The organism is Deltaproteobacteria bacterium HGW-Deltaproteobacteria-18, assembly GCA_002841885.1.
Lineage (GTDB): Bacteria > Desulfobacterota > Desulfovibrionia > Desulfovibrionales > Desulfomicrobiaceae > Desulfomicrobium.
In genome coordinates this window covers 39,560-63,003 of record PHBE01000013.1, presented here as the reverse complement: position 1 = coordinate 63,003, position 23,444 = coordinate 39,560, and the positions used below count along the sequence as shown (strand labels likewise).

20 protein-coding genes are annotated in these 23,444 nt (G+C 58.6%); 8 read left to right on the top strand and 12 right to left on the bottom strand.

Going from position 1 to position 23,444, the window contains the following annotated elements; genetic code table 11:
- Positions 1–273: 273 nt before the first annotated feature.
- Positions 274–1,893, top strand: a complete 1,620-nt coding sequence (locus CVU60_12810) for a citramalate synthase (protein PKN41081.1) — start codon at positions 274–276, stop codon at positions 1,891–1,893.
- A 356-nt stretch (positions 1,894–2,249) separates the two neighbouring features.
- Here the strand turns inward: CVU60_12810 and CVU60_12805 are convergent, their stop codons facing one another.
- Both CVU60_12805 and CVU60_12800 read right to left on the bottom strand, forming a co-directional pair.
- Positions 2,250–3,311, bottom strand: coding sequence for a hypothetical protein (locus tag CVU60_12805; GenBank protein PKN41080.1), 1,062 nt, complete (start codon positions 3,309–3,311; stop codon positions 2,250–2,252).
- 49 nt (positions 3,312–3,360) lie between these two features.
- A complete protein-coding gene (locus CVU60_12800) occupies positions 3,361–5,484 on the bottom strand; it encodes an acyl-CoA synthetase (GenBank protein PKN41079.1) in 2,124 nt (707 codons plus the stop codon).
- Between CVU60_12800 and rnc the strand changes: the two genes are divergently transcribed.
- Complete coding sequence (rnc, locus tag CVU60_12795) at positions 5,466–6,194, top strand: ribonuclease III (protein PKN41078.1); 729 nt, start codon at positions 5,466–5,468, stop codon at positions 6,192–6,194. The genes CVU60_12800 and rnc overlap by 19 nt on opposite strands.
- A gap of 97 nt (positions 6,195–6,291) precedes the next feature.
- Here the strand turns inward: rnc and CVU60_12790 are convergent, their stop codons facing one another.
- Complete coding sequence (locus CVU60_12790; protein PKN41077.1) at positions 6,292–7,218, bottom strand: flagellin; 927 nt, start codon at positions 7,216–7,218, stop codon at positions 6,292–6,294.
- Positions 7,219–7,419: 201 nt separating this feature from the next.
- On the opposite strand from CVU60_12790, the gene CVU60_12785 reads away from it, so the two are divergent.
- Positions 7,420–7,803 (top strand): hypothetical protein, encoded by a 384-nt coding sequence (locus CVU60_12785; GenBank protein ID PKN41076.1) that lies wholly within the window; start codon positions 7,420–7,422, stop codon positions 7,801–7,803.
- A 75-nt stretch (positions 7,804–7,878) separates the two neighbouring features.
- On the opposite strand, the gene CVU60_12780 is transcribed toward CVU60_12785, so the two are convergent.
- The 8 genes from CVU60_12780 to CVU60_12745 all read right to left on the bottom strand — a co-directional run bounded on the left by CVU60_12780 (position 7,879) and on the right by CVU60_12745 (position 17,813).
- Positions 7,879–9,567: a flagellar biosynthesis protein FlgE gene (locus CVU60_12780; GenBank protein ID PKN41075.1), complete on the bottom strand. Its 1,689-nt coding sequence runs from the start codon at positions 9,565–9,567 to the stop codon at positions 7,879–7,881.
- Between the two features lie 42 nt (positions 9,568–9,609).
- Positions 9,610–10,290: a flagellar hook capping protein gene (locus CVU60_12775; protein ID PKN41074.1), complete on the bottom strand. Its 681-nt coding sequence runs from the start codon at positions 10,288–10,290 to the stop codon at positions 9,610–9,612.
- 12 nt (positions 10,291–10,302) lie between these two features.
- Complete coding sequence (locus CVU60_12770; protein PKN41073.1) at positions 10,303–12,348, bottom strand: hypothetical protein; 2,046 nt, start codon at positions 12,346–12,348, stop codon at positions 10,303–10,305.
- A 407-nt stretch (positions 12,349–12,755) separates the two neighbouring features.
- Positions 12,756–14,732: a DUF1365 domain-containing protein gene (locus CVU60_12765; GenBank protein ID PKN41072.1), complete on the bottom strand. Its 1,977-nt coding sequence runs from the start codon at positions 14,730–14,732 to the stop codon at positions 12,756–12,758.
- Entirely contained in the window at positions 14,729–16,003 is a 1,275-nt protein-coding gene (locus CVU60_12760) for an amine oxidase (protein PKN41071.1), read from the bottom strand. The genes CVU60_12765 and CVU60_12760 overlap by 4 nt, the downstream gene beginning before the upstream one ends.
- A complete protein-coding gene (locus tag CVU60_12755) occupies positions 16,000–16,812 on the bottom strand; it encodes a steroid 5-alpha reductase (protein ID PKN41070.1) in 813 nt (270 codons plus the stop codon). The genes CVU60_12760 and CVU60_12755 overlap by 4 nt, the downstream gene beginning before the upstream one ends.
- A 23-nt stretch (positions 16,813–16,835) precedes the next feature.
- Positions 16,836–17,243 (bottom strand): DUF2177 domain-containing protein, encoded by a 408-nt coding sequence (locus tag CVU60_12750; GenBank protein PKN41125.1) that lies wholly within the window; start codon positions 17,241–17,243, stop codon positions 16,836–16,838.
- 189 nt (positions 17,244–17,432) lie between these two features.
- Entirely contained in the window at positions 17,433–17,813 is a 381-nt protein-coding gene (locus CVU60_12745; GenBank protein ID PKN41069.1) for a hypothetical protein, read from the bottom strand.
- A gap of 259 nt (positions 17,814–18,072) precedes the next feature.
- Here CVU60_12745 and CVU60_12740 point away from each other — a divergent pair, with 259 nt between their 5' ends.
- On the top strand, positions 18,073–19,695 hold the full coding sequence (locus tag CVU60_12740; GenBank protein PKN41068.1) for a sensor histidine kinase: 1,623 nt from the start codon (positions 18,073–18,075) through the stop codon (positions 19,693–19,695).
- A complete protein-coding gene (locus CVU60_12735) occupies positions 19,692–20,375 on the top strand; it encodes a two-component system response regulator (protein ID PKN41067.1) in 684 nt (227 codons plus the stop codon). Before CVU60_12740 ends, CVU60_12735 begins: the two co-directional genes overlap by 4 nt.
- 8 nt (positions 20,376–20,383) lie before the next feature.
- Here the strand turns inward: CVU60_12735 and CVU60_12730 are convergent, their stop codons facing one another.
- The gene (locus CVU60_12730; GenBank protein PKN41066.1) at positions 20,384–20,587 is read right to left on the bottom strand and encodes a hypothetical protein; all 204 of its coding nucleotides are present in this window, start codon (positions 20,585–20,587) and stop codon (positions 20,384–20,386) included.
- Here CVU60_12730 and CVU60_12725 point away from each other — a divergent pair.
- The 3 genes from CVU60_12725 (at position 20,586) to CVU60_12715 (ending at position 23,398) form a co-directional block, all read left to right on the top strand.
- A complete protein-coding gene (locus CVU60_12725) occupies positions 20,586–21,557 on the top strand; it encodes a C4-dicarboxylate ABC transporter substrate-binding protein (GenBank protein PKN41065.1) in 972 nt (323 codons plus the stop codon). The genes CVU60_12730 and CVU60_12725 overlap by 2 nt on opposite strands.
- A gap of 69 nt (positions 21,558–21,626) precedes the next feature.
- Positions 21,627–22,121 (top strand): TRAP transporter small permease, encoded by a 495-nt coding sequence (locus CVU60_12720; protein PKN41064.1) that lies wholly within the window; start codon positions 21,627–21,629, stop codon positions 22,119–22,121.
- A 2-nt stretch (positions 22,122–22,123) separates the two neighbouring features.
- Positions 22,124–23,398, top strand: a complete 1,275-nt coding sequence (locus tag CVU60_12715; GenBank protein PKN41063.1) for a C4-dicarboxylate ABC transporter permease — start codon at positions 22,124–22,126, stop codon at positions 23,396–23,398.
- The last annotated feature ends 46 nt before the right edge of the window (positions 23,399–23,444 follow it).

Sequence of the window (23,444 nt, the reverse complement as noted above, 5' to 3'; positions counted from 1 at the left end):
ACAATCGATTCTCCATTGTTCATCTAACCGATCAGGAAACAAACATGAAAAACATCGTCACCCCCATTTCCATTATTATTCTCATTTCCGTGATTCCAGGATCACGGTCGGGGGAGTGACGCGTCTGCACAAGCGGATTTGCACAAAATGACAAAGCCCCCGACCGCAAGGTCCGGGGGCTTTTTTTCATGCGAAAAATGACAAAATCAGGCCCGTCGGGCATGCAACCATGAACATCAGGCCGCACGGCCGGCGGACACCGCCAGGAGCTCCATGAATACCATTCAAATCTACGACACCACCTTGCGCGACGGCACCCAGTCCGAGGAGCTCAATCTCTCGACAGAGGACAAGCTACGCATCGCCACCAAACTGGACCAGCTCGGGGTGGCCTACATCGAAGGAGGATGGCCCGGCTCCAATCCCAAGGACAAACGCTTTTTCGCGGAGATGCAGCAGTACCAGCTCAGCACGGCCAAGCTGGCGGCATTCGGATCTACTCATGCCGCCAAGGTCTCGGCGGAGAACGACGCCAATCTGCTCGCGCTCATCGAATCCGGCGCTCCGGTAATGACCATCTTCGGCAAGACCTGGGACATCCATGTCACCGATGCCCTGAAAATCAGCCTGGAACGCAATCTCGAACTCATCCGCGACTCCCTCGCCTTCCTGCGCCCCCACGCCAAAGAACTCTTCTACGATGCAGAGCATTTTTTCGACGGCTACAAAAAGAACGCGGACTACGCCATCTCCTGCCTGCGCACTGCGCTGGACTCCGGTTCGGATCTTCTGGTGCTCTGCGACACCAACGGCGGCACCCTGCCGGAAGAAATCGCCGCCATCATGGACGCGGTACGCACACGCCTGCCCGAAGCACCCCTGGGCATCCACGTCCATAACGACTGCGAGCTAGCCGTGGCCAATTCCCTGGCGGCCGTAAGGCACGGGGCCATTCAGGTCCAGGGCACCATGAACGGCTATGGCGAACGCTGCGGCAACGCCAACCTCTGTTCCATCATCGGCAACCTTGAACTCAAGATGGGATATTCCTGCCTGCCCGAAGGGAAGCTTGAACGCCTGACCGACACCTCGGCCTTTGTGGCCGAAGTGGCCAACCTGCGCTGCTTCAAACGCCAGGCGTACACAGGTCAGTCGGCCTTCACGCACAAGGGCGGGGTGCATGTCGCAGCGGTGCGCCGCAACCCCCGCACCTACGAACACATCGAACCCGAACTGGTCGGAAACAAGCAGCGCATCCTGCTCTCCGACCTGGCCGGACAGTCCAACATCCTCTTCAAGGCCAAGCAGTACGGATTCGAACTGGACAAGGGCGATCCCTTTGTCCTTGAGCTTCTGACCGAGCTCAAAAACCGCGAGGACCAGGGCTACGAATATTCCGCTGCCGAAGCGTCCTACGAACTGCTGGTCAACCGCGTGCTGGGACGAGCCCGCAACTATTTCAGGCTGATCAGCTTCCGCATCATGGACTCGGTCTTCACCGAAGGGATGGAGCCCTTCACCGAGGCCACGGTCATGCTGCGCGTGGGCGGAATGATCGAACACACGGCGGCCACTGGCAAGGGCCCGGTCAACGCCATGGACTGCGCCCTGCGCAAAGGCCTTGAACGCTTCTACCCCAACCTGGGCGAGATGCACCTCCTGGACTTCAAAGTGCGCGTCCTGACCGGATCGGTTCGTGAAGACGGGCATGGCGGAACCGCAGCCGTGGTGCGGGTGCTTATCGAATCAGGAGACCAGAAGAGCCGATGGACCACGGTGGGAGTATCCTACAACATCATCGAGGCCAGCCGCCAGGCGCTGGAGGATTCCATCAATTACAAGCTCTTCAAGGACGACCAGAAGAAACTGACCCAGGCCATCCGGGAGATTTGACGGCAAAGCAACCCGATGCGCAACGAGCCACCCGAAAAGAATGCCTCCGACGTGCAGGGGGGCTCACCCCCTGCACACATTGCTTTTTTTTCCCAGACTCTGCACACGACCGCAAGCGATCCGGCGCGGGCCAGGCAAGGGCTGTCGGCTGTCTGACGGAGCCAAGAATCGTTTGTTTCCCGGCCGCGTGACGGACAGTGCTCTGCCCTCAACCCAAAGCTCAAGGCCGGGAAGCATTACGAGGCCGGCGAGGGAGTTCCGGCAGACCTTGCCTGGCCCGCGCCGGATCGCGCCTCCCGAAAAAAAAAAGCCCCGATTTCACGGGGCTTTTTCCTTTTGGCCTGAGGTCCGAAGTTTCAGATCCCAAGACTTTCCTTCATGTACTGGAAATCGATGATGGAGCTGACCAGCTGTGAACCGTGCTGGATCTTGATCACGTCGCGCAACTTGTGCCGCGACAGGATGGCTTCCATCTTCTTGGCCACGGTGAAGGTATCGTCACGAACAACCACAATGGGCACTTCGAGGACCTCGGCCCGGGTCATGATGATGTCGTTGGGGTAGAGATTGCCGGTCAGCACCAGACACTGACACTGCCCTTCAAGGGCCACCAGCTGCACGTCGGAGCGGTCTCCACCGACAATGATCGCGGACTTCTTGCTCTTGCGGAAATGAGTCATGAAATTTTCGACCTGCATCGTGCCGATCAGAAAATTCTCCACCACCCGTTCGGACTTGTCCTGGGCGGTGATGACCTTGCCGCCCAGACGGTCGGCCAGATCCGCGACCTTGATGGCGCCCATGAGCGGATCGGACGGGATCTTGCCCAGAACCTTTATGCCCTTGCTCTCCATGAACGGATGCAGAAGCGAATCAAGCTCTTCCTTGAAGACCGGAGGAATGTCGTTCAGGAGCACGCCAAGCAGCTGCTCGCCGAGCAGTTCTTTCATGGCGATGAGATAATCGTAATTGAGCTCTTTGACGTAACGGTCAATGATGATGGATTTTATACCCAACGATTTGACGACGCTTATCCCGTCCACACCGCAGTACTTGCCCGAGTACATGCTTCCGGAACCGGCCACGATCATGACGTCCTTGTCCTTGCCGAGCTCTTCATAGGCGGCCTTGATGCGCGGCATCAGGTCTTCGCACTTGCCCGTGAAGGCCTTCATCTTGAAATCCTGATCCACGACCACGGGAGTGACCAGAGTGGGGTTGTCGGAAAGACCCAGAATGTCCTGAACGAAGAACGCGTCGGCATCGCCCAGCACTCCGTTCTTTTCCTGCGGCAAGGCCCCCACCGGCTTCATGTATCCGACCCGGTAGCCCTCTTTCTGCAGCTTGAGCCCGATCCCCATGGCAATCATGTTTTTACCGGAATAGCCGGATGTCGCCCCTACATAAATTCCTACCATATTCCCTCCCGATCAGGACTGCGAAATTATTTTTCCGATCACGGCCCGACTATTCAGACTGAGGCAAAAGAGACATTCGCGCTCCGGCCACCCAGGCCCCCCTCGACGTGACCAGAACAGGATCGAACTCCAGGGTGTAAATTTCAGGAAAATCCAGAGTCATCTGCGACACTGTAAGCAATACATCCTCAAGAGCCCTCAAGTCCAGCGCGTCGCGCCCGCGCTCCCGCTTGAGCAGAGAGAAGACCTTGAGCTCGCGCATCATTCCGGAGGCGTCTTCCAGGGATAGCGGCGCAAGGCGCATCGAATACTCCTGAAAAATGTCCGCCTGACTGCCCGACAGCCCGAAACGGATCAGTGGACCGAATTTCGGGTCGCGCTGGACCCGGATGCAGACTTCCGCCGGTTTGCCCAGAATCATCTCCTGGACCAGACAGCCCGAGACAAAGGCTTCGCTGCGCAGGCGCTGCACGCGCGAGGTCACTTGCAAAAAGGCCTGGCGAACCTCTTCGGAAGTCTGCAGGTTGACCTCGACCCCGCCCACATCGCTTTTGTACTCGATATGCGGGGATGCAATCTTCAGTGCCACGGAACAGGCCAAACGCTTGGCGATCTTGACCGCGCTCTTGCTGGTGCGGGCAAGCTCCGTACGAGGAAAGCCAAGCTCGTAGGCCATGAGCAGGGGCTGCATTTCAAAGCCGAACAGCTCGGTCTTGCGGACATCCAGACAGTCCTTCAGAAAACGCTCGGCCTTGGCCTTGTCCCGGCGGTAACAGACCTCCACAGGGTAGGATTTGGTCTTCCACCCGGCATAGCGAAGCATGGCCTCGAAACTGGCCAGCGCCGCCTTGGGGTTGGAATAGCAGGGCAGGCCGTGACGCTGCAGAAAACGTTTCTCTTCCATCACCCCTTCCTGGCCGATCAGGCAGACCGCAACGGTCTTGCCATCCGGCCTGGGCAAGGCGACCAGTTCGCGCACGATGGCCTGCAGGTCCACGCCAAGTCCCGGAGCGATGACCAGCAAGGCCATCTGAATCTGCCGGTCGCGAAGCACCGTGTCCAGGGCCTGGGCATACTGCACGGGAGTGGCTTCCATGCCTATGTCCACAAGATTGGATGTCTGCGCATGGCGGGGAAGAACGTCAGCCAGGCGGGCGGCCGTATCGCGGCCAAGGCGCGGGAGGTTGAGGCTGGTCCCGGCCATTCCGTCGGCGGCCAGAATCCCGGCTCCTCCGGAATTGGTGACGATGGCCAGATTCGGCCCCTTGGGCAGCGACTGGGTTCCGAACATGCGCGCCAGGTCGAAAAGAGTGGAGAGATTGTCCACCTGGATGATGCCCGCCTGCCGCAGGGCCGTCTGATAGGCCCGCTCCGATCCAGTGAGAGCGCCCACATGGGAAGAAATTGCCTTCTGCCCGTGTTCTGTCATACCGGCCTGCAGCATGATGACCGGCTTTTCGTGGGTGATGGTCTGGCTGATGCGCGCAAAACGACGGCCGTTGTTCATGCCCTCAAGGTAACCTATGATAACGCTGGTCTGGGGGTCTTCGGCCAGAAACTGGAGCATGGACGCTTCATCGATGACCGCGCGGTTACCGAGGCTTGCGAATTTGGAAAAGCCTATATCCTCGCTTGCGGCCCAATCCAGAATTGCGTTGCACATGGATCCGGACGGCGAAAAAAAGGCGATGTTGCCCTGGCTGGGCAGCCGGGAGATGAGCGATGCGTTCAGATGGTCGGCCCAGGAGGCCACGCCCAGACAGTTGGGGCCAAGCAGGGTCAGGTTTCGGCGCTCAGCCAGCTGGATGATGGATTCTTCGAGGTAGTAGCCCTGCCCTCCGATCTCCCGAAATCCGGCGGAGGTGATGATGACCGCCTTGATGCCCATGTCCGCGATCCGCTCCAGGGCGTCGGGCACAAGCTCAGGGACAAGGCAGACCACCGCAAGGTCGATCCCCTTGAGGTCTTCAAGATTGCCGGGAGCCTGCCTGGAGGTCCAATTGACGGGAACAATCCTCCCCTGATACCCCCAGCCTTCAAGATTGGAAAGCACGACACGGGCCGAGGCTCCTGCGCTGTCGAATGATCCGACAACGGCGATAGCTTGGGGAGAAAATAGGGCGTGAAGATAATCGTCTCTCATGGAGAACCTTAATGTCACTGGAAGTTCCATCGGATGCACTGCAAGCGCTGCAGAATGAAATCCATTATGAATTCAAGCAAGTCAAGCTTTTAATCCAAGCTCTCACACACAGTTCCCACGCCAATGAACACGCCTGTCCGCATAACGAACGGCTCGAATTTCTTGGTGATGCTGTTCTGGAGTTGGCTGTATCCCAGGAATTATTTCGCAAATTCCCGGAAGTGCAGGAAGGCCATCTTACCAAAATGCGTTCCGCGCTGGTCAGTGAGGGCGCGCTGGCGCAGGCGGCCAGAAAGATTCGCCTCGGCGAATGCCTGCTCCTGGGCCGCGGGGAGGATGTGCAGGGCGGAAGAGAAAAAAATTCCGTGCTGAGCGATGCCCTGGAAGCGGTGCTGGGAGCCGTCTACCTTGATGGTGGCCTTGCGTCCGCGATCACATGTGTCAATTTTTTGTTTGAGGGGCAGTGGCCCGCGCCTCCGGAGACCTTCCGCCCGCGTGACTTCAAAAGCCTGTTGCAGGAAGCCACCCAGCGCATCTGGAAGGCCCGGCCTTCATACGCGTTGCGCGACAGTCACGGCCCGGAACACGCCAAGCAGTACACCGTCGTCGTAACCATGCCGGATAAAACCGAAGTGGAATGGGAGGAGCGCAGCATGCGCAAGGCTGAACAGGGCGCGGCCGAACAGGCTCTGCTGCTGCTGCGGAAACGCTTTCCCGATCTTTCCGGGCCTGAAGCGTAAGACCATCTTCACCCGCAAGAGGCATGGCAAGAAAACAAGCCGGGGCCAAAAGCCCCGGCTTTGTCTTTGATCATTGCCTTTGCCGATAATTCCCTGATTAGCCCTGCATGAGCTGCATGGCCATCTGCGGCAGCTGGTTGGCCTGAGCCAGCATGGCCACGGCAGATTGGGTCAGGATCTGGTTGCGCACGAATTCCGTCATTTCCTGAGCCACATCCACGTCGGAGATGCGGGACTCCGCGGCCTGCAGATTCTCGGCCTGGATGGTCAGGTTGGTGATGGTATTCTCCAGCCGGTTCTGCAGCGAACCAAGACTGGCCCGGATCTTGTCCTTGGAAATAATGGCGGTGTTGATGGCGTCGAGCGCTTCCTGGGCTCCCTGCTGGGTGGAGATGCTGAATCCCGCGCTCGAGATACTGCGGTCGGATTGGTTTCCTACACCCAGGGCCGAAGCGGTGGAATTGCCGATGGCGATGTAGTAGTAGTCTTCGCTGCTGTCATTGCCGGTGCCGAAATGGATCTTCAGTGCCCCTCTGGACTGCAGGCCGGCACCGCTGTGATCGAGCCTCCATTCGGCGGCATTCTGATACGAGGATGAAAGATTGCCGTTGAGCAGATAAATTCCGTTGAAATCTGTCGCATTGGCGATTCGGGTAATTTCCGAGGCCATGGCCTGGTACTCCGAATCGATGATCAGGCGCTGATCCGAACCATAGGTGCCGGTAGCTGCCTGGGTGGCCAATTCTTTCATGCGGATCAATTTTTCATCGATGACCTGCAGGGCACCGTCGGCCGTCTGAATCATGGAGATGGCATCGTTGGCGTTGCGGACACCTTGATTGAGGGACGCAATATCGGCGCGCATCAACTCCCGGATGGCGAGGCCTGCCGCGTCGTCGGCGGCGGTGCCAACGCGCAATCCGGAGGATAGGCGCCGGGTCGAGGTTGCTAAATTGCTGTACGAATTGGACAGGTTCCTGGCGGAGTTCATCGCCATCAAGTTGTGATTTATGACCAAAGACATGTGAGATCCTCCTTACGCTGGTATGCACGCGACATTGCACGCAGAATGCCATTTAAAGCTTGGCCTTTATTTTCAGCAGGTTAGAAATTGATCGCCAGCGGCATTCCACCAAAGAGGTCAAAATTGCCTCTCACGCCTAAAGTTTTCTCCTCTCTGGACGATTAGAAAGATGAATCCATCTATCAAGAGGAGGCCTCGGCCATGAAAATCACCTCTCTCTCCTACGAGCCCCAGGACCTGCTGGCGCCCGTTGAGCAAACCACGCAACTCAAATCCGATTTCGAATACGCGGAGCGCGCCGAATCGGGCGTCCTTCCGGGTCGGCCGCAAGGCACCACGCCTGACGAGTCGGAAGAAATTTCCTTGCAGAAGCTGCAAAACCTGACCGATGCGGTAGACTCGTACATGTCTTCCCTGGGCGTGAACCTGAAGTTTAACATCGACGAGAAAACCGACAAGGTTCAGGTGGAAGTGCGTGACCCCGAAACGCAAAAGCTGATCCGCAAGATCCCCGCCGACGAAATGCTTGATCTGGCGGCATCCATAGAAAAGATGGTTGGCCTTTTTCTGGATAGAGCGCTCTAGCCACTTTCTCCTGCACAACAAAAAACCCGCTCCGGAATTACCGTCGCGGGTTTTTTGTTGTGCGAGTTCAGAAGATTAACGCTTGAGCTGTATGAGTACGGTCAGCATCTGATCGACGGTGGTGATGGTCTTGGAGTTGGCCTGAAAGCCCTTTTCCGTGGTGATCATCTTTACGAATTCCGTGGCCAGGTCCACGTTGGACTGCTCCAGGGAGTTGGAGGCGATGCTGCCCTTGCCTCCTGTGTTGGCCAGCCCGGTGATGGGCGGCCCCGAAGAGCGGGTCTCGGAGAAGAGGTTGCCGCCCTCGCGGAACAGGGCGTAGTTGTTGTTGAAAGTGGCCAGGGTCACGGCGAAGAGCTGCAGGACCTGACCGTTGGAGTATCGGCCGGTGATGACCCCGTCACGGTCGACGGAGAGGTTCTGCAGAAAGCCTGCGGTGTAACCGTCCTGCGCCTGGAAGATGGTCGTGGAACCTGTGCTGTAGTTGGTGGACGAGAGCGCGCTGAGCTCCGTCGACGCGAAACCATTTATTGCATCGAGACTACCTACCAGTACAGGCGTAGCGCCTGACGTATCGATTGTCGGATAGTCCCCCAAATTGTCTTGACCGGTTGCCGCGGCAGGGGGAATAGCGGGCCCCGGTTCCCACGAAGAAGTCTTGTTTCGCACACCAAAGTTAATCTCAATATTTTTTGTGTTTTCACTCTCGGAGAGTGTTCCCGAACCCGTGGTACTGCCATTGGCGGTTCCCAGAAAGTTGGCGGTGCAAATCGGATAGCCATTTTGCGAGAAGTTTGCCGGAACCCAGGACGCGGCCAGCTCCGGATCGGCTGCAGGATCATTCACCGTAAACGCAGACATGTTCTCAAGTTCACCGGCCGCGTTGAAGGTCAAGGTGCCACTCATGAGGATTCCGCGCTTCTCGTCTCCCGCGCCCCAGAACTCACGGTTGTCCTCACCGGGCGGCACGGCAATTATGTATTCCCAGTACCGCTTGCCCGCGGCTGCGCCGGTAACCTCTACATTTGCGATGGGGTCCATGTAGACCGTCATGTTATGCGAAGAACCGTTTTCGTCGTACACCTTTATCGTCGTCTGATAAGCGTAGCTCGCCTCTCCGATCGGCTCCACAGCCGTGGCGTCATAGGTGTCGAAGAGGGCGGTGAACGGATCCGTCGGACTTACCGACTTGTCCTCGGAGCTGGAATCCACGTTCAGGATCAAATCGACCCGGCTCGTGGCCTGCGGCGGCGACTGAAAATTCTCCAGCTTCACGTCCTGGGGCACACCCAGAATCTGTACGCCGGTCGAGGTCTGTGCGGTCGTGTCCCCGCTGGCCGCCGCACTCGTGTTTGCCTGCTGCACTTCCCACCCCTGCAGGCGGTAACCACGGGGATCGACCAGATAGCCTTCCTCGTCGAAACGGAAGTTTCCGGCGCGGGTATAGTAGTTGACCTCCTGGCCGGCCGGCGAAACCATGAAGAACCCGTTGCCGCCTATGGCCAGGTCCGTGGCTTCCGTGGTGCTCTCCAGGGAGCCCTGGGAAAAATCACCCATGACCGTTCCCACGGCCACGCCACGTCCCACCTGGCCGCTACCTGAAGCGGTGGTGATCTGCTGGCTCAGCGCATCCTCGAAATACATGCGCGAGCCCTTGAACCCTATGGTCGAGACGTTGGAGATGTTGTTGCCGATGACGGTCATATCCTCGCCATGAGCCTTGAGACCGCTGGTCCCGGAGTACAGTGATGCTGACAAACCCATAACTACCCCCTTCTTGATTCACCGCAGTGACCTGTGAAATGCTTATTCTTCAGCCACAACCGGCTGGATGACCTTCTTGATGTCGCTGAAACTGATCTTGCGCCCGTCGCTCAGGCGGAAGAACGTCTCCCCGTCGCCCTGTTCCAGGGCGGTCACGGTGCCGGAGACTTCCGTATCAACAAAAACCGTTGCCCCGGTTGGGCTTTCCGCTGAAAAATATACGTTGTACTGGCCGCTGTTGGCCGTATTCCCATTGTAGTCCAGACCGTCCCAGGTGAATGCAAACTCTCCGGCCTGCATGGAAGTGAACTTCTCGGTGCGCACGATGTTGTTGTTCTCGTCGTACACATTGGCAAAAACCTGTGCGGCGGCGCCACCCAAGGTGAAGTAGACTGGGGTCACGTAGTTTCCGCTCTTGGTGATCCCATCTCCGGAGGCCGTGACGTCCTTGCCGATGTAGTTGACGGCGCTGAGCATGTCCTGCTGGGCGGTCTTGTTTGTCAAAGAGGTGATGCCCTCGGAAATGTTGGTCATCTGCTCCAGGCTCGAGAACTGCGCCAACTGGGCAATGAATTCCTTGTCGTCCAGAGGATTCAGGGGATCCTGATTCTGCAACTGGGTCACAAGAAGCTTCAAAAAGGCGTCCTTGCCGAGGACATCGTTCTTCGATGCCGTGTCCGCGCCGTAAAAACCGCCCTGCTGCTGCAAAATCTGATCAATCATGGCCGTCTCCTCTCAGGCAAAAATATCCAGGCCGCTTTGGGAAACTTTTTCCCTGTGCCCGCTATTGTGCACATCCTGGACCAGACCGGGGGCCACCCTTTCAAGAGTGCGCCAGCGCTTGGCCGACATGGCCAATTCCTGGTTCTCCTGATAGCGGTTGTGATTCTCGGCGCCCTGCCACTGCGACTGGCTCTGGGAGTCGGCCAGCTGCGTCTGCACTTCGAGTTTACCGACTTTCAGCCCCTGTGCTTCGAGCTGCGTGCGCAGCTGCCCCAGCTGCTCGTTCAAGGCCAGGGAGGTCTCCTGGTTGCTGGACCTGAGCACGGCCTGCACTTCCTTGCCCCGTACCTGCAGGATGACGCTGACCTGACCCAGGTCGGCCGGATCAAGACGGATGACCAGTTGCTTCACGCCCTGCCCAAGATTCCGGAAAGCTCCGTTCTCGACCTGCTGGTAGACTTCGGCGTTGCGCCCACTGACGGGGGCCTCCATCCTCTGCTGAAACTGGTTCTGGGCAGTCTGGGCGGCGGTCTGGGTCAAGGTCTGGGATTCCGAGGAGTTCTTCGTGTTCCCGGCGGTCTGGGCGGCGCGGGAGGCGGATGAGGACGATTTTTCCCTGTCCGGAGTACCGAAGAAACCCTGACGGGCATCAGGCTGTTTTTTTTCACCCTTGGAATCCGCGGCTACCGTACTCGCGGCTGAAGCGGCTTCGCTCTCACGCGCCAGGGAGGCGGCATCCTGTGATACGGGCTGACCGGAAGCGTCCTTTGCCATGGCGGCCTTGTCCGCAGCCGCAGGCAGGCCGTTGCGCGTCATGGAGCTAACGTTTCGAGCGGCGCCGTCCTGATCCTTGGCGGCGGCATGTTTTCGATCCGCATCGGTGAGCACGGACTCATTCTGCCGATCCTGCGGCGAAGGCGCATCTTCCTGGACTTCAAGCGTCAGGGAGCTTTTTCCGCCGGAATTTTCGGACGACGCCACCCGATTCCCGGATTGACCTTGAGGCACGTTCGGTGCTTCACCCTCGCGCCGGACCGAACGGGCGCTAATCTTTGAGCCCTTGCCGCTCTCTGCCGCGACCGTAACTTCGGCTTCCAAGCCCGAGCCCGGCTTGCCGGACAATGCTTCTTTGCCAGCGGCTTTCTGCGCCATTTCCTTCAGCAAGAGCGAGGAACCTGCGGCACGCGATCGCCCGCCCTCCTCTCCCGCCTTGCCCTCTGCCTTGGCGGCAAGGGATGAACCGGTACCGGCTGACGCCTTCTCGGCCTTAACGTTTTCATGCCCCGCCATCCGATACGCCTCCAGACGGATCAACAGGGCATCGATCTTCTGAGTAACACCGGAGGAGGCGTTCTTGGCGTTCCCCTTCGTGTGTTCCAGGTCTTTGTCGCCTTCGGCCCGCTTTCCCGTCGCCGCAAGCTCCGCTTTCAGGCTCCTCATCTGCTCGCCCAGGGTCACGGCAAGCTCGCTGCGGACCGCGGGATCGCTCTTTTGAAATTGTCGAAGAAGTTCGTGCAGGGCCGCGATTTTCTCGGAAATGGCGGACCCCTCGTGATCCGCGGCCCGCGCCTTGACCTCATCGGCCAGACTGTCCAGCAGCTCCTGCACCGCGACAGCGGTAGATTCCTCCGCATTATCCACGTCCCGGGCGCCGGCCTCTCCGGCCAAATCAGCATGCCCGGAAGCGCCCGAGGCGCCAGGTTCCTGCACGGCAGCTTTTGCCGCTCCTCCTGCGTTTTCTTCCACACGGCCGTCTTCATGGTCGGCAGCGTCCGGACTTGCGGAAACATTCTCTACTTCACTCGGAGATGACTCGCAGTAATCTTTGCCCCTTCCGTCTTCGACAAAGGCGTGATCATCCGCAAAAGCCTGCTCATGATTGCCGGAAGGCTGGGGCTGGGCGGCTTGCGGCTGTGTACAGGCAGCATCCGGCTGATCCAGGTGCGCCGAAAAAAGGTCATGAAAGTCCTGACCGGACCGATTGCCCATCAATTCAAACGGACTGTTCGCCCGAAAGGGCTGGGCCCCACCAGACATGGATGCGGGAAAAAACTGCATTCTTCACCTCCTGCTGGAGGCAATAGATCAAAAGACGGGCCAAACCGGACACGACGACAAACCCTCATCCCGGGAAGGGGACTTTTCCCCAGAGAAAAAACACGCACCACGCGTCCTACAAAAACCGCGACTTCTGTCTTACAACGCCTTTCTGATTTACTTTTTTCTTCAGCCCATGTTAAAAAAAATCGACTATCGCGTCATGGACAGTGCGGGATTTTCGGAGCTGGCTTCTCCGAAAATCCTTCGCTTCCCCGAAAATGGGAAGCACACGACAAACGCCCAGCGGCTTCCCGCTGGGCGTTTCTTTTATTATCCCCCGGCAGACTAGGCATTTACAGCTTGCGCGGCCCGATAATCCGGTGCGGTCCGTTTCCTTCCCGCACGTCGTCCGGCCAGCTCTCGCCTCAGGTGCGGCAAACCCCGTTCGATTCACCCATGCGAGAAAGCAGAAGCTGGTAATTTCGCACCGTTCGGCTGCGAAAACCTGCCTCGCAATAGCTGAAATAGTATTCCCACTTGCGCAAAAACCTCCGATCAAAGCCCAGCTTCATGGCTTCTTCACCCCGCGAAATGAGCGCAAGCCGCCACAGCTCAAGGGTGCGAGCGTAATGCAGGCCGATGTCGTCCATGCGCGTGATGCCAAGCCGGCTCCGTGTACCCATGGCCCGGGACATGGCCCCGACGGACGGCAAATGGCCTCCGGGAAATATGTGCTTGCGGATCCAGTCCGCGCCCAGACGGTAGGCCTGGTATTTCTGGTCAGGCATGGTGATGACCTGCAGCACGGCCCGTCCGTCCGCAGCGAGCAGACGGTCAAGGGTCTGAAAATACAACGGCAGATTGCGGTGCCCCACGGCCTCGAGCATCTCTATGGAAACGATGGCGCTGAAACTGCCCTGCACGTGCCGATAATCGGTCAGCAGAATGCTGATGCTTTTCTCCATGCCCTCTTCCTGCACCCTGCGCGTGGCCCACTCGAACTGCTCTTTGGAGATGGTGATGCCCGTCACCCGGCACCCAGTGCGCCGCACGGCCTCCAAGGCGAAACCGCCCCAGCCGCAGCCGATCTCGAGCACCTCATCATCCGGACCAAGGCCTGCCATGTCGATGATGGCGTGCATCTTGGCAAGCTGGGAATCTTCAAGTGAATCCTCCACGTCTTTGAAGATGCCTCCAGAATAGGACATGGTCGAATCCAAAAAGAGCCGATAAAAATCATTTCCCAGATCGTAATGTTCGCCGATGTTGCGTCGACTCCCGGCGACCGTGTTGGGGCGGCGCAGATGCGTCACGAAATTGAGCGCTCTGCCCGCCAGGGCTGGCCAGAAACGCCGGTCGTTCAGGACATCCTCCCGCTGCGCCAGCAGGCAGAGCAGACGGACCAGCCCCGGGCTGCTCCAATCTCCGTCGACGTAGGCTTCACCAAAGCCGATGTCCCCGGCCAGCATCACGCGGCTGAAAAAACGCGGTCTGTGTACCACAAGTTCGGCCGTGGGCTTCGTTCCGGGCAGACCGAAAACTTCTTCGCCGCCATCCGGAAGGCCAAGGGTCAGCTGCCCATGATCCAGTTGTCGCAAGAAGCGCCCCAGCGCCCATTTGCCAAGCTTGTCGAGCATCGTGGGCGGAGCCTGACGGATCGTCATGGACGAGACGGGTTCAGGCTTGGGATGGACTGCAAGCTTCCTGTGGAAATACAGCCGCGCCGCCTGGGCCACGATACGCGGGACAGTCAGGACCGCCCGCAGGGGATGCCTGATAAGCATCCGCGCCAGATTGCGCCCGGTCATGAGCTGTGCCACGCCAGTGAACGAAGCCTTGAGAGCCGGCTGTTCGTCGAGAAAATACGTGATGGAGACGGCAAGCTCTTCGCCGGGTTCGGAGAACATGAATTCGTAGCGTCCACGACGCGGAAAGAACGGAGAGACGTGAAAAGCCTTTCCCGCGCCAAAACTCCTCTGCTCTCCCCCGGGAGTGAGCACGTAGAGGTGGGTCTCGCCAAAGGTGTTGTTGACCTGCACCAGAACGCACGCAAGGCGGTCCGACGCGTCGTAACAGTAAAAAAAGCTGGCCGGATTGAAGATGTAATGAAATTGACGCAGAGCGGTGATCAGCACGATACGCGAAGGCACGAGGTCCACCCCGCTCTCCCGCAGGGCCCGCAGCACCTTGTCCCGCAGTCCCGCGTCTCCGTGATGCAGATAGTCGCGATCATGCAGTGCCAGGGGACGCAGCCGGTTGTGTCCGAACCAGATGGTATCGCGCTCCAATTGATCAAGTTCGTCAATATCCAAAGCATACAGATGCAGATCGTAATCAAAGCCATGCTTAACCTCATGAGTACGCTCATGGCTCAGAGTTCCGACATAAATCCGCGAATTCATTCCTCCCTCCTGAATTTACGCACGGCCTCGTGACTGGAGCGAACCGCGTCTTCGTGAAATCCGAATCCAAAATAGCTGCCGCAGAAATACGTGTTCCGGTGCCCGTTCAAAGACGCAAGAGAGCCCTGCGTTTCCATGGATTCCCTGGTGTACACCGGATGATGGTAAACGAGGCTGGCCAGGATCTTGGCCTCGTCATGGGGAGTCGGTCGATTGAGGGTGACCAGATACTGCTTTCTTGCGGCCAGGCCCTGCAGAAGATTCATGGCATAGGTGACAAAAACCCGCGCGCCTTCCTCGGCCTCCCTCCGAAAATTCCAGCAGGCCCAGGCCGTGGGCTTGGGCGGCAACACCGAGACATCGGTGTGCAGGACGGTCATGTTTTCCTCGTAACGCCAGGCGCCGAGAAGCCGCGTCTCATCCGGCGAAGGGTCGCCCAAGAGACGCAGGGCCTGATCGGCATGGGCCGCGATGAACACGTCATCAAAAATGCGCGGTTCCTCGCCGGCAACCTTCACGCTGACCCCGGAAGACGTACGTCGGATCTCCTCAATGGGCGCTTCAAGCCTCACCTCCCCGCGAAAACGGCGCAGAAATGCCCGGACGTAGCTGCAGCTACCGCCTGAAACAGTTCTCCAACTCGGACGGTCAAGGAGGGAGAGGAGTCCGTGATTGTTGAAAAATCGCAGAAAGGACAGGGCCGGGAACTGCCCCACCTGCCCGGCCGGAGTCGACCAGATGGCCGCAGCCATGGGCAGAAGATAGTTCTCGACCATGAAGGGCGAAAAGCCGCGGCGACGTACGTAATCATCAAGAGTGCCAAGCTCCTGCCCGTCCTGCAGATCCGCCTTGCCCTGATGGCAAAAACGGGCAACCTCGAACAGAAAACGGTAGTAGCGCACCGAAAACCAATTGGAGCGCTGGGCGAAAAGACCGGCCAGGTCCGTCCCGGCATAGGTAAGTCCGGTGCGCTCGCAATGAAATCCAAACGACATCTGCGTTTCCCTGGACGGGACTTCAAGCTCTTCCAGAAATTTGATGAACAGAGGATAGGTGGCCTCGTTGAAGACGATGAAACCCGTGTCAACTGGCGTCCCTTCGTCCGGGCCGTCCGGAACCGAGACGGTGTGGGTGTGACCGCCCAGATAATTTTCCTTCTCGAAGATGGTCACTGCGCGGCTGTCCTGCAGGAGATGCGCAGCCACGATACCGGCCACGCCTCCGCCGATTACGGCTACCGTCTTTTGGGTGTTCGCCCTTTCTGTATTCATGCAAACTCCGAATCGTCGCCGCTTGGGCGGGTTTTCATGGAACGCGGAGGCCAGGGAAAAAAGGCGCTGGTGGCATTTTTATAGGCCTCGAACTCAGGTTGCCCCTTGTACTTCTCCTCCAGCATGGGAATGCCTGAGACTTTAAGCAGCAAAAACCCGATGAGCACGGGGCTGACCAGACCATACCAGCCGTACGCGGAACCAAGGCCCAGGAAAAAAAAGCCCCACCACAGCACGGCTTCGCCAAAATAATTGGGATGACGGGTGTAACGCCACAGGCCCGTGGTCATAATTCTGCCCTTGGCGGCCGGGCTCCTTTTGAAACGGGTCAGTTGCCAGTCGCCCACCGCCTCGAAGAAAAAGCCCACCGCAAAAAGGAACACGCCCAAAAGATCGGTCCAGACAAGTCCGGGGCCGGGTTTGGCCATGGTCATAAGAACGGGCATGGCGACCAGAAACACGACCAGCCCCTGCAGCATGTAGATCTGCAGGAAACTGCGCCAGACAAAGGCCTCTCCCCACTGTTCGCGAAAATTTCTGTAGCGGAAATCCTCGCCGCGCCCCCGATGACGCACGCCTATGTGCACCGCCAGCCGCACGGCCCAAAGACAAAGCAGGCCAAACATGAGCAGCGGCCTGAAATGCATTTCCATCCCCCCTGCGAGCCAGCCCCCAAGACAGGCCAGCACAAAGGCCGGGCCATAGGCGATGTCGATGAGACTGTTGTCGTGAGCTCTTGTCCCGATGACGAACATTGTGTTCATGGTCAAAAACAGCGCCACGGCTGCACCAAGCAATACGACTGTCATGGGCTTTCGCCTCCCTGGGGTTTTTAGCTCAGCCGCACCCCGATGAGATAACTGCCTCCGGCGACCAGGGTGCACAGGATCGTGCCCCAGGCTATGTCGACCACCACGACCAAAACCGGCCAGTCCCGCAAGGTCGCAAGGTTGGTCAGATCATACGTCGCATAGGTGAAAAAACCGAAGAGCGCCCCAAACATGCAGGCCCGGGCCAGAGACTGCGCTTCCAGGCCGGGACGGACGGCAAAAAGAAGGATTCCCGCGATGTAAATGAAATAAAAAATGAACGCGGCAGGCCAATTGACCTCGGGGCTCAGAAGGTGGCTCAAGTTGGTCTTGTAAAAATTTCTGGCCACGAAACCCAGCCAGACCATGTCGATGGCGAAAAAGACAGGGATGGTGAAAAGATAGAGTTTGAACCAAAAAAACGGATTCATGCCCATACCTCCTTCCTGATTGCAGATCTTGCCCTCCGGAGCCTGCCGCGCCCTTTGACTAGGTATTACGCATAGGCGCCGTATCCATCTCCACAAGAAACTCCCGCCCTCTGACGGGCCCCGAGAACAAAAACGCCCGGTGCCAAACACCGGGCGCTATCATTTTGTTATCAAAAAGCAGGACTCTTTTCAGCCTCCGAACGAACCAGCCCCGATCACTTCCATGGCCTTGCTGTAGTGCACACGAAGCTGCCCCATCTTGTCGCCCAGATCCTTCTCGACCGGTCCCATCTCCAGCGGACACTCCGCTTCAAGCTGGGCTGTTTTCGCTTCAATCTCGCGTACCAGTGCCTTTATCTCGGCGACAGCGTCAACCAAAGCGCCTCGATCCTTGTCTCCGAGGTCCAGAAAGCCGACCATGACGTCATAAAGTGTGGCTTTCCATGCATTCAGCTCTCGCTCAACACCTTTACAATAGCCTTTGACGGCCAATTTTTTTGCTTCTTCAGTCGCACAATTTTCAATAGCGGAACAGGAAAGGCAAGGTCCCGGATAATCCATGTTTACCATAAGTGCCTCCAATAAGAGTTTGATGTTTGGGATAAAATATACGCCAAAATCCGATATCGTCAATGAAAACTGTTATTGTGTAATTAATGCCGTACGCAAATCCGGCAAGATGTATGACTCATTTCTGTCTCGGGAGGAGAAGCCGGGGCAACGCCGAATGGCGTTTTCACGCTCCTTGCGCATGCATGACCCGCACGAAGCGCCTTGCCATGGCATCCGCAATCCGCGATGACCAAGACGCAAGCGCGGAGGTAAACAAATGCGACCCTGGCTCCACATAATCAGCCGTCTGCGGCCCGCCACCATCCAGGCACACCTGATCCACATGGTGCTGGCGCTGGTCGTCATCCAGATCGCCGTCAGCTGGCACGTCATCTCCGGACTGACCGAGGAGATGCTGCACGAGCAAATCGGCCAGACGGCCCTGCAGACGGCCAGAACCATCGCCCAGATTCCGCGCATCCGGCAGGCGCTGCTTGAAGGCGACCCGCAAGGGGAAATTCAGACTCTGGCCGAGAACATCCGCACCCAGACCGGCGCATCCTTCGTGGTCATCGGCGACAGCGCCCAGAAGCGCTATTCGCACCCGGTGCCCGAACGCATAGGCCAAACCTTTGTCGGGGGAGACACGGGACCGGCCCTGCTGGAAGGCAAGTCCTATGTCTCCGAAGCCGTGGGCACCCTGGGCAGATCCCTGCGCGGAATGACCCCTATCCTGGACGAGGACAATGCCATCATCGGCTTCGTATCCGTCGGCTATCTTTCCGAAAGCATTCATCAATCCATCTCTGCACATCTGGACAAGCCGCTCATGTACATCCTCGGCATGAGCGTGGTCGGCATCCTCAGCGCCGTGGTCATCGCCGGTCGGCTCAAGAAGCTGACCCTGGGGCTTGAGCCTTCGGAAATCACCAACCTTTATCTGGAACGCGTCGCGGTCCTGCAAACGATCCGCGAGGGAGTCCTGGCCATTGACCATCACGGAAACATCCGCATGGCCAACCAGGCTGCCCGGCGTTACGCGGGTCTGAGCCTCGACGAACACTTTGCAGGCAAGCCCGCATCCGCCATCATCCCGGAAGCGGGACTTGGACATGCCCTGCACACGGGACTCTCCGAGTTTGACCAGGAACGGACTGTCAATGGCCAGGAACTCATCTTCAACATCGTACCCGTCTTCCAGAACCAGAAAATTCAGGGCGTCGTAGCCAGTTTCAGGCGCAAGGACGAGCTTGACCTCCTGGCGGCGGAGCTCTCAAGAGTGCAGGAATACTCCGAACTGCTGCGCGTTCAGACCCACGAATATTCGAACAAGCTGCATACCATCGCCGGGCTGATCCAGATCGAAGCCTACCGCGAAGCCCTGGAACTGGTAGTCACCGAATCCACGGGCTACGAGGAATTCATACGCTTCCTCGGTGAATCCGTCCCTCATCCGGTCATTGCCGCCATCATCCTCGGCAAGTACAACAGGGCCAAGGAGCTGCGGATCAATTTCGCCATCGACCGGGACAGCACCATGGCCGACGTGCCCAAATGGATTCGCCAGGAAAAAATCGTGACCATTGTCGGCAACCTCCTGGACAACGCCTTCGACGCCGTCATGAAGCAGCCGCAGCACCTGCGCATGGTCGAAATGTCCTTCACGGATCTTGGCAACGACATCGTTTTCGAGATCGAGGATGCCGGACCGGGAGTTCCCGTGGACCAGTACGAGCGGATTTTCGAGAAAGGGGTTTCATCCAAAGGCCGGGGACGGCGCGGAGTCGGACTGTATCTGGTCCGTCAGCGTTTGGACGAGCTTGGCGGCCAGGTCATGGTCAGCCGCGGCAGCCTGGACGGTGCCCTTTTTACCGTGGTCATTCCCAAGGAGCAGGCATGATTACCAGAGTACTTATTGTCGAAGATGACGTACGCATCGCGGATCTGCACCGCCGCTTCACCGAACGGGTCCAGGGCTGCGAGGTCGTCGGCATCGCCCATCGCCTGGCTGACGCGCGGGACATGGCCGAGGCCCTGGAACCGCATCTCATCCTGCTGGACCTCTATTTTCCCGAAGGCCCGGGCACGGATCTCCTGCGCGAAATCCGGGCCAAAAACCTGGAGATCGACGTCATCCTGATCACCGCCGCGCGCGAGATCGGGACCTTGAAAGAGGCCCTGCGCGGCGGAGTTTTCGACTATCTGATAAAGCCCGTCTCCGCCGAACGCTTCCATGAATGCCTGACAAAATTCTGTGCCTACCGTGAGCGCCTGGGCCTTGGAAGCGCCATCGAACAACGCGACGTGGACACGCTGCTGCATCCGGGCAATCCCTGTCCGCCCATGGGCAGCGGCTGCCTGCCCAAAGGCATCGACGGGCTTACCCTGGCCAAGGTCCGCAGCGTTTTCGAGCAACCCGAACCTGCCGGACGCAGCGCGGAGGATGTGGCCGAACTGATTGGCATCAGCCGATCGACAGCGCGCAGGTATCTTGAATTCCTCATCTCCGAAGGTACGCTCTACGCCGATGTGGTCTACGGCAGTGTAGGCAGGCCCGAGCGCCGCTATTTCGGCCGCTAAAGCGGGCTTCATGCCCCGCTCATAAGACCCTTCCAAGATGTCATCTCGGACGCCGTGAACAAAATGCGCTTAATTCGCAGAATGGCGCTTTCTCTTTTTACGTTCCAAACCGTATTTTTTTCTCTCCCCGTCATATCCTGGCCTAAGTAAAACTTGAGGTCCCTTCCCCGCGCGTCCGCGCCCATAACGTTTTTTGTTGACGGAGGAGTCATGAAACGTTTCTTCATGTGTGCAGTCATTGTGATCGCCGTAGCCCTGACCATCCCGGCCTTTGCCAAAACAGTGCTCAAGCTCGGCCATATCGCCGAAGTCAGCCATCCCTACGCCAAGGGCGCCGACCATTTCGCCAAGCTGGTCGCGGAAAAATCCGGCGGGGAAATGGAAGTCCAGGTCTTCCCGTCCTCCCAGCTCGGCAGCCAGAAGGACATGACCGAAGGCCTCATCTACGGCACCATCGACATGGTCCTGACCGGCACCGCCGACCTGGGGCAGTTCCAGCCCAAGATGTCCCTTTTCGACCTGCCCTTCCTGTTCAAGGACCGCGCCCATGCCTACAAGGCCCTGGACACCGTGGGCATGGAACTGGGCAAGGAGCTTGAGCCCCGTGGCCTGAAGCTGCTGGGCTACATGGAGAACGGCATCCGCCACTTGACCAACAACGTCCGTCCCGTGGCCACTCCGGCCGACATGGCCGGTCTCAAGATCCGCGTCATGTCCAACAAGATCTACATCGAGACCATCAAGTCCCTGGGCGGCTCCCCCACGCCCATGGCATTTGGCGAACTCTATTCCGCCATGCAGCAGGGCACTGTCGACGGACAGGAAAACCCCAGTGCCCACATCTACACCAAACGCTTCTTTGAAGTGCAGAAGTACGCATCCATGACCGCCCACGCCTACGCCCCGGAACCGGTACTCATCTCCATGATCACCTGGAGCAAGCTCAACGACGCCGAAAAGGCCATCATCCAGGAAGCCGCCACCGAGGCCGTCGCCTGGCAGCGCGAACTCTCCACCCAGCAGGACAACGAGTACTGGGACAAGATCAAGGCCACAGGCAAGATCGAGGTCATCGAAGTCGACCGCGCTCCGTTCATGGAAGCGACCCAGCCCGTGTGGAAGGAATTCGCCCCCACAGTCGGGCAGGACAACATCGACAAGGTGCTGGCCCTCGGCAAATAGCTCATTCCCGCAAACCCGCCCGATTAGCCCGGGCGGGTTTTTTTATCATCACATTTCTAGGAGGATTCCATGGACAAGCTCCTCAAGGGCGTGCGCTCGGTACTGTACGGATTTTCCGTCGTCGCCATGTCGATCATGCTCCTGATCATCTTTGCCCAGGTCGTGACCCGCTACATGTTCGGATATACCCCTGAATGGTCCGAGGAGCTGGCACGTTTCCTCTTTGTCTGGGTCGTTTTCCTGGGCTCGGCGCTGATCATGGGAGAAACCGGACATCTGGCCGTGCAGTTTCTGCCGGACAAATTCAAGGGCACCCGTTTCGGCACCTTTCTGGACATCATCATCAACGCCTGCGGATACGTGTTCATCATCCTGCTCCTGACCCAGGGCTGGAAAATGACCTCCATCATGACCTTCCAGCGCGCGCCGGGTCTCGATATCCCCATGAGTTGGGTCTATGTCATCATCCCCGTCAGCTGCGTGCTCATGCTCATGTACCTGTTCAGGGAGACCCTGCGCATCGTCAGGGACATTTCCAAATCTCGCGCCAGGCAGGAGGGATAGCCATGGAATACGTACTTCTCTTCGTCTTTCTGGGCCTGACCGCCCTTGGCGTGCCCGTGGCCTTTGCCCTGTGTCTGGCCGCCGCCACCGTCCTGCATTTTTTCATGAACATGCCCCTCGTCATGGTTTCCCAGATGATGTACTCGGGCATCGACTCGTTTTCCTTCATGGCCGTGCCCTTTTTCATGCTCGCCGGATCGTTCATGTCCGCAGGCGGCGTGACCGGCAGGCTGGTCAACTTCTCCCAGGCCCTGGTCGGTTCCTTCACCGGCGGACTGGCCCAGGCCGTGGCCGTTTCGGGCATGTTCTTCGCCGCCATCTCCGGGTCGTCAGCCGCCACCACTGCCGCGCTGGGCTCGACCATGGTCAACGAGATGGAGAAAAAGGGCTACACGCGCGAATGGGCCACGGGCATCGTCGCCGCCGGCGGCACCGTGGGCATCGTCATTCCGCCATCCATCACCCTGGTCGTGTACGGCGTCATCGCCGACACCTCCATCGGCGACCTGTTCGTGGGCGGCTTTTTGCCTGGCATCCTCATGGGCCTGTCCATGATGCTGGTGAGCTGGTATCTGGCCAAGAAACGCGGGCTGAAGCCCGAGGGCACATTCTCCACCTCGGCGCTGTGGACGTCCTTCAAGGACTCCTTTTTCGCCCTCATGACCCCGGTCATCATCATCGGCGGCATCTACGGCGGCATCTTCACCCCTACCGAGGCCGCGGCAGTGGCCGCCGTCTACGGCATCCTGGTGGGCCTTTTCATCTACAAGGAACTCAAGTTCAGGGACTTCCCCAAGATCATCTTCCAGGCCGTCATCGGCACGACCATCATCATGTTCCTGGTGGGCGCGGCCAACGTCTTCGGCTGGCTCCTGACCAACCTGCAGATCCCCCACCATGTCGGCGCCTTCGTGGCCAGCCTGACCTCGTCCCCGGTCCTTTTCCTGCTGGCCATGAACGTGCTGCTGCTGTTCATCGGAACCATGGTCAACGCCTCGGCCGCCGTGGTCATCCTCACGCCCATCTTCCTGCCTGTGGCCAAGAGCCTCGGAATCGACCCGCTCTTCTTCGGCGTGCTCATGGTCTGCAACCTGGCCATCGGCTGCATCACCCCGCCGGTGGGCCTGGACCTCTTCGTGGCCAGCGCCATCACCAAGGTGCCCCTTGAAAAGGTCATGAAGGCCGCCGTGCCCTACCTGCTCGCGCTGCTGGTCACGCTGCTGATCCTGACCCTGTTCCCGATCATCACCACCATCCTGCCCAGCCTGCTGCGCTAGAGTACAACGAAGCACCAAAAAAAAGGGGCGATCCTGACCGGACCGC

Excerpts from the sequence above, each read along its gene's own strand:
- CVU60_12790 (PKN41077.1), bottom strand. The coding sequence starts at position 7,218 with ATGTCTTTGGTCATAAATCACAACTTGATGGCGATGAACTCCGCCAGG.
- CVU60_12735 (PKN41067.1), top strand. The coding sequence starts at position 19,692 with ATGATTACCAGAGTACTTATTGTCGAAGATGACGTACGCATCGCGGAT.
- CVU60_12810 (PKN41081.1), top strand. The coding sequence starts at position 274 with ATGAATACCATTCAAATCTACGACACCACCTTGCGCGACGGCACCCAG.
- CVU60_12760 (PKN41071.1), bottom strand. The coding sequence starts at position 16,003 with ATGAATACAGAAAGGGCGAACACCCAAAAGACGGTAGCCGTAATCGGC.
- CVU60_12770 (PKN41073.1), bottom strand. The coding sequence starts at position 12,348 with ATGCAGTTTTTTCCCGCATCCATGTCTGGTGGGGCCCAGCCCTTTCGG.
- CVU60_12730 (PKN41066.1), bottom strand. The coding sequence starts at position 20,587 with ATGACTCCTCCGTCAACAAAAAACGTTATGGGCGCGGACGCGCGGGGA.
- CVU60_12775 (PKN41074.1), bottom strand. The coding sequence starts at position 10,290 with ATGATTGATCAGATTTTGCAGCAGCAGGGCGGTTTTTACGGCGCGGAC.
- CVU60_12750 (PKN41125.1), bottom strand. The coding sequence starts at position 17,243 with ATGAATCCGTTTTTTTGGTTCAAACTCTATCTTTTCACCATCCCTGTC.
- CVU60_12740 (PKN41068.1), top strand. The coding sequence starts at position 18,073 with ATGCGACCCTGGCTCCACATAATCAGCCGTCTGCGGCCCGCCACCATC.
- CVU60_12715 (PKN41063.1), top strand. The coding sequence starts at position 22,124 with ATGGAATACGTACTTCTCTTCGTCTTTCTGGGCCTGACCGCCCTTGGC.
- CVU60_12755 (PKN41070.1), bottom strand. The coding sequence starts at position 16,812 with ATGACAGTCGTATTGCTTGGTGCAGCCGTGGCGCTGTTTTTGACCATG.
- rnc (PKN41078.1), top strand. The coding sequence starts at position 5,466 with ATGTCACTGGAAGTTCCATCGGATGCACTGCAAGCGCTGCAGAATGAA.
- CVU60_12725 (PKN41065.1), top strand. The coding sequence starts at position 20,586 with ATGAAACGTTTCTTCATGTGTGCAGTCATTGTGATCGCCGTAGCCCTG.
- CVU60_12800 (PKN41079.1), bottom strand. The coding sequence starts at position 5,484 with ATGGAACTTCCAGTGACATTAAGGTTCTCCATGAGAGACGATTATCTT.
- CVU60_12805 (PKN41080.1), bottom strand. The coding sequence starts at position 3,311 with ATGGTAGGAATTTATGTAGGGGCGACATCCGGCTATTCCGGTAAAAAC.
- CVU60_12785 (PKN41076.1), top strand. The coding sequence starts at position 7,420 with ATGAAAATCACCTCTCTCTCCTACGAGCCCCAGGACCTGCTGGCGCCC.
- CVU60_12765 (PKN41072.1), bottom strand. The coding sequence starts at position 14,732 with ATGAATTCGCGGATTTATGTCGGAACTCTGAGCCATGAGCGTACTCAT.
- CVU60_12745 (PKN41069.1), bottom strand. The coding sequence starts at position 17,813 with ATGGTAAACATGGATTATCCGGGACCTTGCCTTTCCTGTTCCGCTATT.
- CVU60_12780 (PKN41075.1), bottom strand. The coding sequence starts at position 9,567 with ATGGGTTTGTCAGCATCACTGTACTCCGGGACCAGCGGTCTCAAGGCT.
- CVU60_12720 (PKN41064.1), top strand. The coding sequence starts at position 21,627 with ATGGACAAGCTCCTCAAGGGCGTGCGCTCGGTACTGTACGGATTTTCC.